This window comes from Mycobacterium sp. E735, assembly GCF_001666955.1.
Taxonomy (GTDB): domain Bacteria; phylum Actinomycetota; class Actinomycetes; order Mycobacteriales; family Mycobacteriaceae; genus Mycobacterium.
Genome location: NZ_LZIX01000040.1, coordinates 1 through 15,038, shown reverse-complemented (window position 1 = coordinate 15,038; position 15,038 = coordinate 1). Strand labels below are relative to the sequence as shown.

The following is a 15,038-nucleotide window of genomic DNA, read 5'->3' as shown; positions in this document are numbered from 1 at the left end:
CGCGACCATGCAGGTACAGGCACGGCCATACGGGCCCTTCGGTCCACAGCTCGTTCAGCTCGGCATACCGCGCGGGCGGGCGGGTGTTGCGGATCGTGGCGCGGTAGGGCCCCAGCGCCGCGCGCCAGCTTTCCGGCGTTCCGATTGCCGCGTCGACGTGACGCAAATCCTCGTCAGCGCGGTATCCCGGCGACCATCGACGCCACAGCAGCGGCAGCACCCAAGATTCGGAACGCTCTGGCAGCCATGGCAATTGGAAGTACATGATGTACCAGCTGCGCAACAGCTGGCGCGCCAGGTGTGCGACCAGCCGGGCACGCTCGCCGGCGCCGGCCTTGCGGCGGAAGGCCGCCGACGGCGGCACGGACATGATCACGGCCTTGGCGAAGGGGCTGTCGGGCATGGCGGCCAGCCCGGTGGTGGCGATCGCGCCCCAATCGTGGCCGATCACCACGTCGGCGTCGGTGCCGCCGGCGGCCGCGCGGGCCCGCAGGGCGTCGTCCATCATCGCGCCCACGTGATAGCTGCCGTCGGCCGGGATCGAGGACGGGGCGTACCCGCGCATGAACGGTGCCACCACCCGCCAGCCCGCCTCCACGAGCCGGGGAGCGACCTTGCGAAATCCGTAGGGCGTGTCGGGGAAACCATGCAGGCACAACGCGAGGGGGGCGTCACGGGGCCCCCAGGTGAGTGCCTTCAGGTTCCCGGCGGGGGTCGGCACGTCGATCCAGCCAGGTTCACCCATGTTCACTCCCTGCTCGGCGCGTCCGCACGGACCAACCTAACGCGTGTGGGTCCACGCCGCACCGACCGCATGCCCCAAGCGGTCAAATTGCAGCTGCGACAGGGATTTTGGCTATACCTCCGCGGCGGCTCGGTCCAAATCGGCGATGACGATCTTGCGCATGCCATACATCGCCTGCGTGGCCGCCGCCGCGCGCGCCCGGTCGGGACCACCGATCAACTCATAAAGCCGGTCCGGCACGATCTGCCAGCTCAGGCCGAAGCGGTCTTTGCACCAGCCGCATTGCGACTCCTCGCCGCCGTCGGTCAGCCGTTCCCAGTAGTAGTCGACCTCGTCCTGGTCCTTGCAGTGGATCGTGAAGGACACCGCCTCGCTGAACCGGAAGTGCGGGCCGCCGTTGATCCCGATGAAGCGGGTGCCGTCCAGCACGAAGCTGCCGGACAGGACGGTGCCCGGCTCGCCGGGTCCGGCCTCGGTGGTCCGATTGAAGCCCTCGATGTGGGAGTTCGGGAAGACCGAGGTGTAGAACCTGGCCGCGTCCTCCAAGTTGTGGTCGAACCACAGCGACGGGGTGATCGATGGCATGGGCGGCGCCCTCCTTGTTGGCTCGTTGGTGTCTTCCTGATAGACCCCGGCCGGTGCGGAAACTCATCGCGCCGTCGACCCGGCGAACGGTGCATATACGCGCTATGTAACGTCAGGTCGCATGAGCACCGTCACCAGCACCCCCGAGACGGTCGAGTTTTCCGGTGCCGGCGGGATCACCCTGGTCGCCGACGAATGGAATCGCGGGACCGACGGCGCGGGCCGGCCCAGCGTCCTGATGCTGCACGGTGGCGGCCAGAACCGGCATTCGTGGAAAAACACCGGTCAAATCCTGGCCGACGAGGGCCTGCACGTCGTGGCGCTCGACAGCCGGGGACACGGTGACAGTGATCGCGCGCCCAACGCCGACTACGACGTCGACACCCTGACCGCCGACGTCCTCCGGGTGATCGAGGCGATCGGCCGGCCGGTGATGATCATCGGGGCGAGCATGGGCGGGCTGACCGGCATCCTCGCCGCCCACCGGGCCGGGCCGGCAAACGTGACCCGACTGGTCCTCGTCGACGTGGTGCCGCGATTCGAGAAGGGCGGCAGCGCCCGCATTCGCGATTTCATGATCAGCGGCCTCGACGGTTTCGACTCGCTGGAGGAGGCCGCCGACGCCGTCGCCGCCTACCTGCCGTATCGGGACAAGCCCCGCAGCCCCGAGGGGTTGAAGAAGAACCTGCGCCTCCGCGACGGCCGCTGGTACTGGCACTGGGATCCGGCGTTCATGACCAAGCCGGGCGACGATCCCGAGTTGCGGACGGAGAAGTTCGAGCAGGCCGCGAAGAGCCTGTCGATTCCGGTGCTGCTGATCCGCGGGAAGCTGTCCGACGTCGTGAGCCCCGAGGGCGTTCGGCACTTTCTGGCCACAGTGCCCCGCGCGGAGTTCGTCGAGCTGCCCAAAGCCGGGCACACCGCGGCCGGTGACGACAACGATGCGTTCAGCGACGCCGTGGTGAAGTTCGTCAAACGCCACTGAGTCCGACGGTGGCGACCCGCATCGCCCGGCTAGGCCGCCCTCGCGATCGCCACTGAGTCCGACGGTGGCGACCCGCATCGCCCGGCTACGCCGCCCTCGCGATCGCCACTAAATCCGACGGTGGCGACCCGCATCGCCCGGCTACGCCGCCCTCGCGATCGCCACTGAGTCCGACTGTGGCGACCCGCCCCTAGTTGGCCGGCTTCTCGGCGTGCCCGCCGAACTGCTTGCGCATCGCCGACAACGCCTTATTGGCGAAGTCATCGAGTGACCGCGAGGCGAAGCGCGACTGCAGCGCGGTCGTGAGGACCGGCGAAGGGACCCCCTCGTCGATCGCCGCGATCGCGGTCCAGCGGCCCTCGCCGGAGTCGGACACGCGCCCGGAGAACTCCTTGAGGTCGGGCGAATCGTGCAGCGCGATCGCGGTCAGGTCGAGCAGCCAGGAGCCGATCACGCTGCCCCTGCGCCACACCTCGGCAACCTCGGGGATGTCGAAGTCGTATTGGTAGAACTCGGGATTCGACAGCGGCGCCGTTTCGGCGTCACCCTCCTGCACCTGCTTGCCGATGTCGGCGTTGCGCAGGATGTTGAGCCCCTCTGCGAGCGAGGCCATCATGCCGTACTCGATGCCGTTGTGCACCATCTTGACGAAGTGCCCGGCGCCGGACGGCCCACAGTGCAGGTAACCCTTTTCCGATCGGTCGACTTCGCCGTCGCGGCCCGGCGTGCGCGGCGCCGCGTCCACCCCGGGCGCGACGCTGGCGAAGATCGGCTCGGCGTGCAGAAAGGCCTCGTCGTCACCGCCGATCATCAGGCAATAGCCGCGTTCCCTGCCCCAAACGCCACCGCTGGTGCCGCAGTCGAGCAGGTGAATTCCGTTCTCGGACAAGGTTTTTGCGTGGCTGATGTCGTCACGGTAGTACGAGTTGCCGCCGTCGATGACGATGTCGCCGGACTCCAGCGTCTTGGCCAGCTCCTCGATGACCCCCGTCGTGATCGTGCCCGCCGGCACCATCACCCAGACGACCCGCGGAGCGGTCAGCTTCTCGGCGAGCTCCCGCAGCGACGACACACCGGTGGTCCTCTCCTCCCCCGCCATCGCCTTGACCGCGTCGGGGTTGTGGTCGTAGACCACGCATTCGTGTCCATCCGTGGCGACGCGGCGGACGATGTTGGCGCCCATCCGGCCCAGTCCGATCATCCCGAGCTGCATCTCTTCCCGATCTCCTTACTGTGACGACGTGCGCTTGGGCAGCCACGGCTCCTGCCAGCTGCGATGACCGTGGAGCAGCGACTGCGCGGCCTCGGGCCCCCACGAGCCCTGCTCGTAGTGGTGGATGCGGCTCGGCTTGTCCAGCACGGGCTGCACGATCCGCCACGTCTCCTCGATCGCGTCTTCCCGCGCGAAGAGCTGCCGGTCCCCGGTGAGCGCGGCGTAGAGGAGCCGTTCGTAGGGCCGCACGGCTTCCCCGAGATCCTCGGCGAACGACGAGTCCAGGTGCACGTCGTGCCAGCCGTCGCCGACTTGGGCCGACAACTGCAACCGCATCCCGGGATCGGGATCGATGCGCAGCACGATCTGGTTGGGCTCGGGTGGCCGGCGGTTCGGCAGAAACGAGAATCCCGGAACGTGGTGGAGGAACATCCGCACCTCGGTCACCTTCTCGGGCAGTGCTTTTCCGGCGCGCAGGAAGATCGGCACACCGGCCCAGCGCCAGTTGTCGATCTCGGTCCGCAGCGCGATGTAGGTCTCGGTCTGCGAATCCTTGGCCACCCCGTCGACGTCGGTGTAGCCGCGGTACTGGCCGCGCACGCACCGCTCGGGATCCAGGGCCGGCATCGCCCGGAACACCTCGGCCTTCTTGTCGTTCAGGTCGTCGGCGCTGGGACCGACCGGGGGCTCCATCGCGACCAGCGCGAGCACCTGCAGCAGATGGTTCTGCACGACGTCGCGCAGCGTGCCCACCGCGTCGTAGAACTTGCCGCGGTCCTCGATGCCGAAATCCTCGGCCATGGTGATGTGGATTTCGGAAATGCTGTCGCGGTCCCACAGCTTGGCCAGGGCGTTGTTCGCGAAGCGCAGGTATTGCAGCTCTTCGACGGGCTGCTTCCCCAGGAAGTGGTCCACCCGCAGGATCTGGTCCTCGTCGAGCACCGCACGCAGCCGGGCGTTGAGGTCGCGCGCCGAGGCCAGGTCATGGCCGAACGGCTTTTCCACCGCGACGCGGCTGCATTCCAGCAGGTCGGCCTTGGCGAGGTTTTCGACGATCGGCGCGAACAGGGACGGCGGCATTTCCAGGTAGTACAGCGGGCGGCAATCCTTGCCGATCTTCTTCGCGAGCCGGCCGTACAGCTCTTCATCGGTGACATCGCCGTGCAGATAGGACAGCCGGGCGGCGAGCCGGTCGAAGACCGCGTCGTCGAACTTCTCGCCGGAGGCCTTGACGGCCTCGCGGGCGCGCTCGACCAGCTTCTCGAGCGGCATGTCGTCGCTGGCCACGCCGACGATCGGGACGTCGAGCAACTTGCGGGCCTCGAGGCGGTACAAGGCGCGGTAGGTCATCTTGCGCGCCAGATCGCCGGTGATGCCGAAGATCACCAGCTTGTTCGAAGAGTTGTCCCCGCCGTCAGCCAAGCCCGCACCTCCGAAGTCGTTGGCTCTAGAGACTCACTACCCGCGGCGGTCGGACCTAACACTAGACACCGCACACAGGCCCGACAACCGCAAGCCATCGGGGCCTTGGCAGGATGCTTGCGTGGGTGATGCGCTGCATATCGCGGTCTACGTCTTGGCCGGCATCGCCGTGATCGAAGCCGTCGCGCTCGCCGTGCTTTCGCGGTTGCTGGTGCGCAGCCGCCAGGAGATCGACGAATTGCGGCACCGGACCGACACCCGCAGCTGGCTGTTGTCGGGTGGGCGCGAGGCCCTCAAGACCGTGTGGAACACCGCCAACGTGGTACGCAAGGAGGGCTTCGGGGCCGCCGTACGCGGTTCGATCGAGGATCTCGCGGACTGGGCGGAGGTGGAACGCCCCGACCTGGCGAGGGTCACCCCGGACGGCCGGGTGGTGATCCTGTTCTCCGACATCGAGGAATCGACCGCGCTCAACGAGCGGATCGGTGACCGCGCCTGGGTCAAACTCATTGGCGCACACGACAAGCTGGTGTCGGACCTGGTGCAGCGCCGGTCCGGTCACGTGGTCAAGAGCCAGGGCGACGGCTTCATGGTCGCCTTTTCCCGCGCCGACCAGGCGGTGCGGTGCGGCATCGACCTGCAGCGCGCGCTGCGCAAGGACGCAAAACGCAAGCGGCACGACGAGATCCGCGTTCGGATCGGTATCCACATGGGCCGGTCGGTGCGCCGCGGTGATGATCTGTTCGGCCGCAACGTCGCGATGGCGGCGCGGGTGGCGGCCCAGGCCGCCGGCGGCGAGATCTTGGTGAGCCAACCGGTGCGGGATGCCCTTTCCGACTGCGACGACATCCAATTCGGCAAGGGCCGCGAGGTCGAGCTGAAGGGCTTCTCGGGGACCTATTCGTTGTTCGCCGTGGAGGCCCCCGCCGATCCCGATCTGGACTGAAAGCCCTCCCCGTCGTACTCGGCCAGCCGTTGATGCAGGCGGGACCGGACCTCGTCGGCGGTGTAGGCGCGTCGTTTGCGTTGGTCGCGAGCCACCAGTGCGCCCCCGGCGACGACACCGGCGACGCCGGCCAGCCCGACCCACTTCCACAGTCTGCGCATGAACACAGCGTATTCGGGCTGTGTTTAACTTGTGTGCTCTTGCAACCGGACACAGGCATCGACACGCTCATGACGCTGACCCTCGATGAGGCCCTGAACGAGACTCGCACCGGCGATCTTTGGTTGTTTCGCGGCCGCTCACGGCCCGACCGCGCGATTCAGACCCTGACGAACGCACCGGTGAACCACGTCGGCATGACGGTGGCCATCGACGATCTGCCGCCGTTGATCTGGCACGCCGAGTTGGGCGACAAGCTCGTCGACATGTGGACGGGCACCAACCACCGGGGCGTGCAACTCAACGATCTGCGCCAGGCCGTCCTGCAGTGGACGCAGCGGTACCAGCAGCGGTGCTGGCTGCGCCAGCTGACGCCCAACCCCACCCGTGACCAGGAGAACAAGCTGCTGCGGGTGATCGCGCGAATGGACGGCACCGCCTTTCCCACCACCGCACGGCTGACCGGTCGCTGGTTCCGCGGCCGGCTTCCGACCGTCAACGACTGGGTGCGGGGAATCCCGCTGGTGGACAGCAAGGTTCGCGAGCAGACCCGGCGCCGCCGGGAGGAACGCAAGATGAGCATTTCCACGGCCTACTGCGCGGAGACGGTGGCGATCACCTACGAGGAAATGGGATTGCTGAACACGGACAAGGACGCCAACTGGTTCGACCCCGGCAAGTTCTGGAGCGGTGACACGCTTCCGCTGGCGCCGGGCTACCGACTGGGCGGCGAAATCACCGTGACGGTAGGCGAAGTCGGCTAGCCGACCGACATCTCGCCCAGTTCCGACCATCCCGTGGCGTCGATCGTCTGGTTGATGATCTTCGGGGTGGACGTGAGGGCCTGCGGCAGCTCTTGCATCGCCCGCTTGAAGTGATCGCTGTTGACGTGGACGGCGCCCGCCTCGTCGTCACGGAACGCCTCCACCAAGACGTACTCGGCCGGTTTGTCCAGGCTGCGCGACCACTCGAACCACAGGTTGCCGTCCTCGGCGCGGGTGGCGGCGGTGAACGGGGCGACCAGATCCGTCCAGCGGTCCGTCCACTCGGGCTTGGTCTCGAACTTGACGACGATGAAGATCATGGCCGGTATCCGCCTTGCTCGCTGGGAGAAGCTACGCCCGCCCGATACGGGTGGGCAGCGCCAGCATATCCATCCGAGGCACCGGACCGCCAGCAAAGCGCGCCCCGGCCGTCTTAATCGACGGGCGGGGCGCGCTTCATCTGTGTTCCGCACAAATCCTCGGCGGCTCCGACCCGCCCGCGAAGTGGCCTGGGTCACAAACTCGGCGAGTTCGGAGCTATTTCACTCCATCGGAGTCCGCGGATATGTACAACGGAAATAATCTGTGCGCCGAATCGAATCCTTCGTGAATTCAATTCGTTAGGGATTTGCAATTCCCGGATCGCCGGGCGGCGGCAATTCGGGCGCCGGCGGGGCCGGCGGCGGAGGCGGCGCGGGGGCCGTGGCGTCGACCAACACCGGCGGCGCCTCCGGCGGTGCCGAGGGCGCGTCCGGCGGCGAGGGCGGCGCGTCCGGCGGCGGGGGAAGTGCGCCCTCCCCATCCGGCGGCATCGGCAGGAACATGTGGTGCGTGAACCCGGCCTGGTAGGCGCCAGCACCACCGATGTGCACGCCGCCGCGCTCACCACTGGCCACTGGGGTGCCGTCCGGCAGTGTCGCGGCCGTGTGGCCGCCGTTCCATCCGATCACTAGGGCGTTGGGGGCGGTCCCGTACTGGAAACCCCGCGCCAATAACGCCGCTTCTTCGTTTCCGGTGTTGAACCGGTTGCCGAAGACTGGCCTGTCGGATGCTGCGTTGGCAACCCACGAAACGAGTCCTGAGCAATCCGTCCCAGCGGGAGAATCGCCACCCGGAATATAGGGCGTCCCGGAAACCTGATTAATCAATGACATCAAAGTTGCAAGTACTACCATGGCCGGGGACGCTAGCAATAACGGTTATTGTTCGCCAAAATTTGTGGCCTACGTCATTCGCAATGCGGACAATGGCGTCCGCCGCACTTATAGCAAACGCGTGGCCTCAGGTGTAGTCGGGCCCGCGTTCGGTTTGCGCCATCTCCCGGTCGACGTCGGCTTGCTCTCGCCGGGCCGTCGCATCCGTGCGCATCGCCTGTTCGGCCAAGCGCCCGCGTCGGGCACGCTCACGCTCTTCCACCGAGCCCTCGCGTTCGTCCGCGCGCCGCTCCCGCTCGTCTGCTTGACGCTCGCGATCGTCCGCGATTCGGTCTCGCTGGTCGGCGAGCCGATCTCGTCTACCCGCCAGCCACTCGCGCCTTCTGATTTCGGCCTCGCGCTCGTCAAGCGCCTCCTCGCGCTTATCGAGCGCCTCGGCCTGGCGTTCGAGTTCTCCGGATGTTTCGGGGCTGTCCCCAACGGCCACGAGCTAAACCATAACGCCGCGGGGGACCCCGCGCACGGGTGTTCGGTGCGCATGGGCCGACACTGTCTCACCCCATCGGCTCAGTCGCTATCGTCGCATCGAATTTAATTGTGCGCCAGTCAAATTCCGAACTTGGCGCGAGCCTCGTCGGTGACCGGGGTGAACAGGTTGACGAGGTTCCCGTCCGGGTCCCGGAACAGCAGTGCGCGGTTTCCCCAGGGCATGGTGGTCGGCTCGGTCACGACCTCGCCCACGTGTTCGCGCAGCCGCTCGTATTGCGCGTCGACGTCGTCGACCAGGAATTCCACGATCGCGCTGCGGTTGGCCGCGGCTTCGGCGGATCCGGCGCCAAACAGCGGCACGGTCTTGTCGCTGCCGATCGCCAGCGTGCCAACCGGCGTCGGGATCTCGGCGAAAAGCTCGTTGCCCCACACCGCGGGAACCTCGGTGACCGCCTCGTAGAAATCGACGAGCCGGCCGACGTCGGCGGTGATGATGCGGGTCGAGACGAATTTCATGAGCCCTCCTGGCTGCGGTGACGCGACCAGGGCATGCTACGAGGCACCTCCGACAGGCGGGGCGGCCCGACTAGACCGGGGTCCAGATTCCGTTGTTCCAGAATCCCCAGTTGCCCGGGCCGGTCGGGTTCCACATCAGCTTGGCCCCGGGCGCCCACGACGGCGGGGGCGGTGACGGCGGCGCCCATATCGGTGCCGGCCCCCACGGTCCCGCGCCCGTCGGGAAACTTTGGCCCGCCGGGCCCTGCCAGTCGTGGCACGTACCCCAGTCCCAGTCGTAAACGGTGCCCCAGCTCGGATCCCAGGCAGTGCCCGGGCACCAGTGCGAGGTCGGGGCCGCGTGTGCGACGCCGCCGGCCAGCGCGAGCGCGGACAACACCAACGTGCCGCCCATCAAGCTTTGCCCCAACCGCCGGACGCACGACCTCACGCGTTCACCCATCCCTAGAGCATTTCCCCGGAGCGGAATCCAAGCAAGCCCCAAACTTTGCCCCGGCTCAGCCCAGTATGGTCGGGAGATGCCGCTGAGGTACGTGGACCCGCACAAGCGCCGGGGCCCGCTGTATCGGGCGAGCGTTCGTTTCGGACGTTCGCGGGCGGGGCAGTTCATGGCCCGCCACATCGCACGCCATACCGATCCATACCTGTTCCGCCTCACGGGAGGGCGGGTCAACATGGGCTCGATCATCAACGCGCCGCTCGTCACCACCGGCGCGAAGTCCGGCCAGAAGCGCGAGGTGCAACTCACCTACTTCCATGACGGTCCCGACGTCATCCTGCTGGCCTCCAACTTCGGCGGCACCAAACACCCGCAGTGGTACCACAACTTGAAGGCGCATCCGGACTGCGAATTCGGCGGCGAGCGCTTCACCGCGCGGCAGGTCACCGATCCCGACGAATACGCCCGTTTATTCGAATTGGCTAACCGGATCTACTCGGGATACGCCGAGTACCGGGACAAAGCGGCGCCCGCGGGCCGCGACATTCCGATCCTCCGGCTCAAGCCGCGCTGATACGTTGTGCCCCTGGGCGTTACAGACGGAAGCCGTTTACGAGTGCAGCGTGTCGCCCTGCGCCCGGTAATAGTCGGCCTCCGGAACGACGGGTGTCGCGGCGGGCGTATCGGTCCGGCCTGCCCGCGTCCGAGACGAGAACCGTGCGCCCCGGGCCGGTTTCACTGGAGCGAACCGCGCCATGCCGAGCTGGGGCGTGTCATCGTAAATCGCCTCCATGCCGCCGCTCATCAGATACGCCTCGTGCCAGAAGCCGGTGCCGCCGGAGTCTTTCAGGAACTGTTGCCACCACTGCCGATGCGGCTCCGAGCGAGTCCACCGCTCCAGGCTGTCCAGGTCGCGCCAGTACTGCCGCATGCCAAGATGCGGGGGAAAGAATGACCAGACGAGGTCTTCGTGCAACAAGAGGCCGTCGGGTTGCCGCTTCCACGACTGACGAATCTGGGGACCGAGGCCCAGCATCCGCAGCAGTCCGCGGGGCCGCCGCACCCTCATTCCGAGATACACCACCACCAGGTCGGGGTACTCGGTGAGATCCACCGTCTGCCGATCGACTGCCATCCCGACCTCCGGTCAAGCCCCCGAGACGCGTGATTCGACTGTCGCATCGTGCATGCGGAATGGCAACACGACGTCGTCGCCACTCACGTCCCCGACGTGAGATAGGCCGCGAGATTGGCCAACGACGACCGCAGTCCTTCAAGATGGTCTTCAGCGGAAATGCCCGGCGGGACATTGTCGGCGCGGATTTCAACACGGGTGCTGCCGGCGCTCAGCGCTGTGACCGCCCACGTCATGGTCATCGTCCCCGCGAACGAGGGGTCGTCGGATTCGAAGTCGACGGCCTGCACGACCCGGTCGCCAGGCACGATCTCGACGAACCGACCATCCACGACATCCGAGTCGTCGCTTGACTTGCCGCCCGACGCGGGCGGCTCGGCATAGGTCAGCCTCATCCGGTAAGACCCGCCCGGGCGGGCGTCGAAATGATCGAACCTCCCGGACATCCCTTGCGGCGGAAGCCATTCGACGAGCGCCTGCGGTTCCACCAGCGCGGCATACACCTGATTCAGTGGGGCAGCGATCACCACCGAGGCGGTATCTGTTCGTCCCATGACGCCAGTGTTCCCGCTAGACGTTGAACCGGAATTCGACCACGTCGCCATCTGCCATGACGTAGTCCTTGCCTTCCATCCGGACCTTGCCGGCCGCCTTGGCCGCCGCCATGGAGCCGGCGCCGATCAGGTCGTCGTAGGACACGATCTCGGCCTTGATGAAGCCCTTTTCGAAGTCGGTGTGGATCACCCCGGCCGCCTTCGGCGCGGTGTCGCCCTGGTGGATCACCCACGCCCGCGCCTCTTTTGGGCCCGCGGTGAGGAAGGTCTGCAGCTTAAGGGTGTGAAAGCCGGCGCGGGCCAGGGCGTCGAGCCCGCGCTCGGTCTGCCCGATGGACTCCAGCAGTTCGGCGGCCGACTCGTCGTCGAGCTCATTCAGCTCGGCCTCGATGGCCGCGTCCAGGAACACCGCGTCGGCGGGAGCCACCAGCTGGCGCAGCTCGGCGATCCGCGCCGCGTCGGTCAGCACCGCCTCGTCGGCGTTGAAGACGTACAGAAAAGGCTTGGTGGTCAACAGGTTCAGGTCGCGCAGCAGCGACGTGTCCGCCCCGGCGCCGAACAGCGTCTTGCCGGCGTTCAGCGTCTCCTGGGCGGCGACGGCCGCGTCGTACACCGGCCTGCGGTCCTTGCTGGTGCGGGCTTCCTTCTCCAGCCGCGGTACGGCGCGCTCCAGCGTCTGCATGTCGGCCAGGATCAGCTCGGTCTCGACGACCTCGATATCCGATCTGGGATCCACCTCACCGGCCACGTGGGTCACATCGTCGTCGGAGAACACCCGCACCACCTGGCAGATGGCGTCGCATTCGCGGATGTGGGCCAGGAACTTGTTGCCCAGGCCCGCCCCCTCGGACGCGCCTTTGACCAAGCCGGCGATGTCGACGAATGTCACAGGCGCCGGCACGATGCGCTCGGACCCGAACAGCTCGGCCAGTTTGTCCAGCCGCGGATCGGGCAGCGGAACGACGCCCTCGTTCGGTTCGATCGTGGCGAACGGATAGTTGGCCGCCACCACGTCGTTGCGGGTCAGCGCGTTGAACAGAGTCGATTTGCCGACATTCGGCAGACCCACGATTCCCAGGCTCAGGCTCACAGGGACCCAAGTCTAGGGGTCGGCGACCCCGCGGGTTGCCGTGGACCTTTCGAGCGCCTCCCAGGCCCCGGGGCGTGGCACGCCCGGGATCGCTACAAGGTATTTACGGGGCTTTCGCCCCATTGCCGGTACGGTCAACATGTGTCAGGACAGCGGGCAACCTCGACGGTGGAAGCCTCCCACCGGTCGATCCACCCAAATATCCCAGGTGTGCCGTGGTATGCCGCCCTGCTCCTCGCCGTCACCGCCACCGCGATCGGATACGGAATCGACTCCGGCCACAAGGAGCTGACGCACGTCTTCGCGGGCTTCTATATAGCCGGCTGCGTGGCGGCGGTGCTCGCGGTGCGCCAGGACGGGCTGTTCACCGCGATCATCCAGCCCCCGTTGATACTTTTCGTCGCGGTGCCGGGCGCGTACTGGCTGTTCCACGACGCCAAGGTCGGCCATCTCAAGGATCTGCTGATCAACTGCGGCTATCCGCTCATCGAGCGGTTCCCGCTGATGCTGGGAACCGCCGGGGTAGTGCTGCTGATCGGGCTGGTCAGATGGTATTTCGGCATGTCGCAGCGGCCGACCGCGGAGGCGCCCGCCCCGGACGACGCGCAATCCGCCGACTCCAAGTCCGTCCTCGGCGGCCTCGCCGCCAAATTGCAGGCGATTCTGCGTCCCGAATCCGGGGAGCACGACGCCGACGCGGCCGCGCCCGCCAAGGGGCGGCGCAGCCGCGGGGCCGGTTCCTCGGCGCGGGCCCGCCGGACGCCGCGCGGCGATCGGTCCACCACCCGCTCCGCCCGAACCCATTCCCGGCGCTCGCGGGAACCGCTGGATGAGACCGCCGAACCGGGCGAGCGGCGCAGCCGGAAGGGCTCGGCGGCCGCCAGGGACTACGACCCCGCAGAACCTCCCCGCCGGTCGCGCCGGCGCCCCCGGCCGGAGGCCGATCCGGACCCGCGTGGCCAGTCGACCCGTGAAGGCCGCCGGGAGCCGCGCACCCGGCGCAACCCCTACGAGCGGCCCTACGAGCCGCCTTACGAGCGGCCCGCACCGCGGAGCAGCCGTTTCGGGGATCCTTACGACCTGTCCGGAGAGCAGTTCGGCCGGTTCGACAGCTACGACCGGTATGAGCCGGCGCACGAGCCGAGGCGACGCCGCCCCACGCCGAACGGCAACGGCGGGACGCATCATCCCATCTCGCAGGTGCGCTACCGCGACGCGGGCGACGAGCCCGCGGCGGAGCGTCGCCCTGACCGCCGGAATCGCTCACGGGCGTATGGCCGGCCTCAGCGACCCCCGATGGAGTCCTGGGAATACGACGGCTGAGCGCCATCCGGCGCCCGACTACGTCAGAGCAGTGACCGGATCTCGCGCGGTAGGGCGAACACCAGGGTTTCCTGCGCCGTCGTAACGGGCTGCACCACGTCGTAGCCGTGATCGGCCAGCCGCTCCAGCACGCCGCGCACCAAGACCTCGGGGACCGACGCACCGGAGGTCACGCCCACGGTGGTCACCCCCTCCAGCCAAGCCGGGTCGATGTCGTCGGCCCAGTCGACCAGGTGGGCGGCCGCGGCGCCGCCGCCCAGCGCCACCTCGACCAGGCGCACCGAGTTCGACGAATTCCGCGACCCCACGACGATCACCAGCTGGCACTCCGGCGCCATCGCCTTGACGGCGACCTGCCGGTTCTGCGTCGCGTAACAAATGTCGTCGCTGGGCGGATCCTGCAGCTTCGGGAACCGCTGCCGCAGCCGGTCGACGATTTCCATCGTCTCGTCGACCGACAGCGTGGTCTGTGAGAGCCAGACCACCTTGTTCTCGTCGCGCACCGTCACGTTGTCGACGGCGGCCACCCCGTCCACCAGCTGCACGTGGTCGGGGGCTTCCCCAGAGGTGCCGATGACCTCCTCGTGACCCTCGTGGCCGATCAGCAGGATGTCGTAGTCATTGCGGGCGAATCGCCTGGCCTCGTTGTGCACCTTGGTCACCAGCGGGCACGTGGCGTCGATGGTGTGCAGGTTGCGTTCGGCGGCCGCGGCGTACACCGTCGGCGCGACCCCGTGCGCGGAGAACACCACGATGGACCCCTCGGGCACCTCGTCGGTCTCCTCGACGAACACGGCGCCGGCCTGCTCCAGCGTGTTCACCACGTGCCGGTTGTGCACGATCTCATGGCGCACATACACCGGGGCGCCGTGCTTTTCCAGCGCGCGTTCGACCGTCTCAACGGCCCGGTCAACGCCCGCGCAGTAACCACGCGGCTCGGCCAGAAGCACTCGCTTGCGGGCCGGATCGCTGGCTACCGAGCTGGACGCGCCGGGAATCCCCATGTCAACAGTCGGCGGCATGACACCAGGGTACGTTCTGCCGGCACGGGCTTGCCAGCTCGCGCCGGCGGGCTTGGAGTTAGCGGTCGCTTAAGGCAATCTTGGACCCATGGCTACTGCACCGTATGGAGTTCGGCTACTGGTCGGCGCGGCGACAGTCGCCGTCGAGGAGACCATGAAGCTGCCGAAAACCATCCTGATGTACCCCATGACCTTGGCCAGTCAGGCGGCGCACCTTGTGATGCGATTTCAGCAGAACCTCGCCGAGCTGGCGATCAAGGGCGACAGCACCCTGGAGAACATCTTTCCGCCGAAGGACGAGCAGCCGGAATGGGCGACCTTCGACGAGGACCTGCCCGACGCGGTCGAGGCGCCCGGCCCGGCCGAGGGCGGTGTCGCCGACGGCGATCGCCGCACCGAGGGACGGTTCGCGCTGTACTCGCTCGCCGACGCCGACGGCGCGAATCTCGCTGAGCCGCAACGAGAATGTGCCGCGACCGGTGTAGAAGGAGGGCTTG

At 67.5% G+C, this 15,038-nt stretch carries 19 protein-coding genes and 2 pseudogenes; 6 read left to right on the top strand and 15 right to left on the bottom strand.

The window, feature by feature from the left end:
- Together A5704_RS03585 and A5704_RS03580 are read right to left on the bottom strand one after the other, a co-directional pair.
- A partial coding sequence (locus A5704_RS03585) for an alpha/beta fold hydrolase (RefSeq protein WP_067887416.1) occupies positions 1-745 on the bottom strand: 745 nt, incomplete at its 3' end.
- A gap of 111 nt (positions 746-856) precedes the next feature.
- Entirely contained in the window at positions 857-1,330 is a 474-nt protein-coding gene (locus A5704_RS03580; protein ID WP_067755955.1) for a VOC family protein, read from the bottom strand.
- A 121-nt stretch (positions 1,331-1,451) separates the two neighbouring features.
- Here A5704_RS03580 and A5704_RS03575 point away from each other — a divergent pair, with 121 nt between their 5' ends.
- Complete coding sequence (locus A5704_RS03575; protein ID WP_067755958.1) at positions 1,452-2,315, top strand: alpha/beta fold hydrolase; 864 nt, start codon at positions 1,452-1,454, stop codon at positions 2,313-2,315.
- Positions 2,316-2,505: 190 nt separating this feature from the next.
- Here the strand turns inward: A5704_RS03575 and gnd are convergent, their stop codons facing one another.
- The gene (gene gnd / locus A5704_RS03570) at positions 2,506-3,528 is read right to left on the bottom strand and encodes a phosphogluconate dehydrogenase (NAD(+)-dependent, decarboxylating) (protein ID WP_067749926.1); all 1,023 of its coding nucleotides are present in this window, start codon (positions 3,526-3,528) and stop codon (positions 2,506-2,508) included.
- Between the two features lie 15 nt (positions 3,529-3,543).
- The gene (locus A5704_RS03565) at positions 3,544-4,950 is read right to left on the bottom strand and encodes a glucose-6-phosphate dehydrogenase (protein ID WP_067887414.1); all 1,407 of its coding nucleotides are present in this window, start codon (positions 4,948-4,950) and stop codon (positions 3,544-3,546) included.
- A 121-nt stretch (positions 4,951-5,071) separates the two neighbouring features.
- Here A5704_RS03565 and A5704_RS03560 point away from each other — a divergent pair, with 121 nt between their 5' ends.
- On the top strand, positions 5,072-5,896 hold the full coding sequence (locus tag A5704_RS03560) for an adenylate/guanylate cyclase domain-containing protein (RefSeq protein ID WP_067887411.1): 825 nt from the start codon (positions 5,072-5,074) through the stop codon (positions 5,894-5,896).
- On the opposite strand, the gene A5704_RS28705 is transcribed toward A5704_RS03560, so the two are convergent.
- Entirely contained in the window at positions 5,848-6,057 is a 210-nt protein-coding gene (locus tag A5704_RS28705) for a hypothetical protein (RefSeq protein ID WP_082950480.1), read from the bottom strand. The two genes, A5704_RS03560 and A5704_RS28705, sit on opposite strands and share 49 nt — an antisense overlap.
- Before the next feature lie 69 nt (positions 6,058-6,126).
- Between A5704_RS28705 and A5704_RS03550 the strand changes: the two genes are divergently transcribed.
- Complete coding sequence (locus A5704_RS03550; RefSeq protein WP_067749928.1) at positions 6,127-6,819, top strand: guanylate cyclase; 693 nt, start codon at positions 6,127-6,129, stop codon at positions 6,817-6,819.
- Here the strand turns inward: A5704_RS03550 and A5704_RS03545 are convergent.
- The 5 genes from A5704_RS03545 to A5704_RS03525 all read right to left on the bottom strand — a co-directional run bounded on the left by A5704_RS03545 (position 6,816) and on the right by A5704_RS03525 (position 9,420).
- Complete coding sequence (locus A5704_RS03545) at positions 6,816-7,139, bottom strand: putative quinol monooxygenase (RefSeq protein ID WP_067749917.1); 324 nt, start codon at positions 7,137-7,139, stop codon at positions 6,816-6,818. The genes A5704_RS03550 and A5704_RS03545 overlap by 4 nt on opposite strands.
- 300 nt (positions 7,140-7,439) lie before the next feature.
- Positions 7,440-7,994 carry a glycoside hydrolase gene (locus A5704_RS03540; protein WP_082954761.1) on the bottom strand — a complete coding sequence of 185 codons (555 nt, stop codon included), beginning with the start codon at positions 7,992-7,994 and terminating at the stop codon, positions 7,440-7,442.
- Between the two features lie 106 nt (positions 7,995-8,100).
- Positions 8,101-8,460: a hypothetical protein gene (locus A5704_RS03535; protein ID WP_067887405.1), complete on the bottom strand. Its 360-nt coding sequence runs from the start codon at positions 8,458-8,460 to the stop codon at positions 8,101-8,103.
- Positions 8,461-8,579: 119 nt separating this feature from the next.
- On the bottom strand, positions 8,580-8,978 hold the full coding sequence (locus tag A5704_RS03530) for a VOC family protein (RefSeq protein WP_067754924.1): 399 nt from the start codon (positions 8,976-8,978) through the stop codon (positions 8,580-8,582).
- Between the two features lie 70 nt (positions 8,979-9,048).
- Positions 9,049-9,420, bottom strand: coding sequence for a hypothetical protein (locus A5704_RS03525; RefSeq protein ID WP_067754927.1), 372 nt, complete (start codon positions 9,418-9,420; stop codon positions 9,049-9,051).
- Between the two features lie 76 nt (positions 9,421-9,496).
- On the opposite strand from A5704_RS03525, the gene A5704_RS03520 reads away from it, so the two are divergent.
- Positions 9,497-9,991: a nitroreductase family deazaflavin-dependent oxidoreductase gene (locus tag A5704_RS03520; protein ID WP_067887402.1), complete on the top strand. Its 495-nt coding sequence runs from the start codon at positions 9,497-9,499 to the stop codon at positions 9,989-9,991.
- Positions 9,992-10,027: 36 nt separating this feature from the next.
- Here the strand turns inward: A5704_RS03520 and A5704_RS03515 are convergent, their stop codons facing one another.
- The 3 genes from A5704_RS03515 to ychF form a co-directional block, all read right to left on the bottom strand.
- Positions 10,028-10,552, bottom strand: a complete 525-nt coding sequence (locus A5704_RS03515) for a monooxygenase family protein (RefSeq protein WP_067887399.1) — start codon at positions 10,550-10,552, stop codon at positions 10,028-10,030.
- An 83-nt stretch (positions 10,553-10,635) separates the two neighbouring features.
- Positions 10,636-11,106, bottom strand: coding sequence for an SRPBCC family protein (locus A5704_RS03510; RefSeq protein ID WP_067754935.1), 471 nt, complete (start codon positions 11,104-11,106; stop codon positions 10,636-10,638).
- Positions 11,107-11,122: 16 nt separating this feature from the next.
- Complete coding sequence (gene ychF, locus A5704_RS03505; protein ID WP_067887398.1) at positions 11,123-12,196, bottom strand: redox-regulated ATPase YchF; 1,074 nt, start codon at positions 12,194-12,196, stop codon at positions 11,123-11,125.
- A gap of 141 nt (positions 12,197-12,337) precedes the next feature.
- On the opposite strand from ychF, the gene A5704_RS03500 reads away from it, so the two are divergent.
- Positions 12,338-13,519: a DUF6542 domain-containing protein gene (locus tag A5704_RS03500; protein ID WP_197508443.1), complete on the top strand. Its 1,182-nt coding sequence runs from the start codon at positions 12,338-12,340 to the stop codon at positions 13,517-13,519.
- Between the two features lie 23 nt (positions 13,520-13,542).
- Here A5704_RS03500 and A5704_RS03495 read toward each other — a convergent pair whose 3' ends face one another.
- Positions 13,543-14,541, bottom strand: a complete 999-nt coding sequence (locus tag A5704_RS03495) for a 4-hydroxy-3-methylbut-2-enyl diphosphate reductase (protein ID WP_067754944.1) — start codon at positions 14,539-14,541, stop codon at positions 13,543-13,545.
- A gap of 88 nt (positions 14,542-14,629) precedes the next feature.
- Between A5704_RS03495 and A5704_RS03490 the strand changes: the two are divergent.
- A pseudogene (locus A5704_RS03490) lies at positions 14,630-14,971 on the top strand (lipid droplet-associated protein); the annotation flags it as partial.
- On the opposite strand, the pseudogene A5704_RS29020 reads toward A5704_RS03490, so the two are convergent.
- A pseudogene (locus A5704_RS29020) lies at positions 14,951-15,038 on the bottom strand (hypothetical protein); the annotation flags it as partial. The pseudogenes A5704_RS03490 and A5704_RS29020 sit on opposite strands and share 21 nt — an antisense overlap.

Excerpts from the sequence above, each read along its gene's own strand:
- A5704_RS03520 (WP_067887402.1), top strand. The coding sequence starts at position 9,497 with ATGCCGCTGAGGTACGTGGACCCGCACAAGCGCCGGGGCCCGCTGTAT.
- A5704_RS03580 (WP_067755955.1), bottom strand. The coding sequence starts at position 1,330 with ATGCCATCGATCACCCCGTCGCTGTGGTTCGACCACAACTTGGAGGAC.
- A5704_RS03510 (WP_067754935.1), bottom strand. The coding sequence starts at position 11,106 with ATGGGACGAACAGATACCGCCTCGGTGGTGATCGCTGCCCCACTGAAT.
- A5704_RS28705 (WP_082950480.1), bottom strand. The coding sequence starts at position 6,057 with ATGCGCAGACTGTGGAAGTGGGTCGGGCTGGCCGGCGTCGCCGGTGTC.
- A5704_RS03575 (WP_067755958.1), top strand. The coding sequence starts at position 1,452 with ATGAGCACCGTCACCAGCACCCCCGAGACGGTCGAGTTTTCCGGTGCC.
- A5704_RS03550 (WP_067749928.1), top strand. The coding sequence starts at position 6,127 with ATGACGCTGACCCTCGATGAGGCCCTGAACGAGACTCGCACCGGCGAT.
- A5704_RS03545 (WP_067749917.1), bottom strand. The coding sequence starts at position 7,139 with ATGATCTTCATCGTCGTCAAGTTCGAGACCAAGCCCGAGTGGACGGAC.
- A5704_RS03525 (WP_067754927.1), bottom strand. The coding sequence starts at position 9,420 with ATGGGTGAACGCGTGAGGTCGTGCGTCCGGCGGTTGGGGCAAAGCTTG.
- A5704_RS03515 (WP_067887399.1), bottom strand. The coding sequence starts at position 10,552 with ATGGCAGTCGATCGGCAGACGGTGGATCTCACCGAGTACCCCGACCTG.
- gnd (WP_067749926.1), bottom strand. The coding sequence starts at position 3,528 with ATGCAGCTCGGGATGATCGGACTGGGCCGGATGGGCGCCAACATCGTC.
- A5704_RS03540 (WP_082954761.1), bottom strand. The coding sequence starts at position 7,994 with ATGGTAGTACTTGCAACTTTGATGTCATTGATTAATCAGGTTTCCGGG.
- A5704_RS03530 (WP_067754924.1), bottom strand. The coding sequence starts at position 8,978 with ATGAAATTCGTCTCGACCCGCATCATCACCGCCGACGTCGGCCGGCTC.
- A5704_RS03495 (WP_067754944.1), bottom strand. The coding sequence starts at position 14,541 with ATGCCGCCGACTGTTGACATGGGGATTCCCGGCGCGTCCAGCTCGGTA.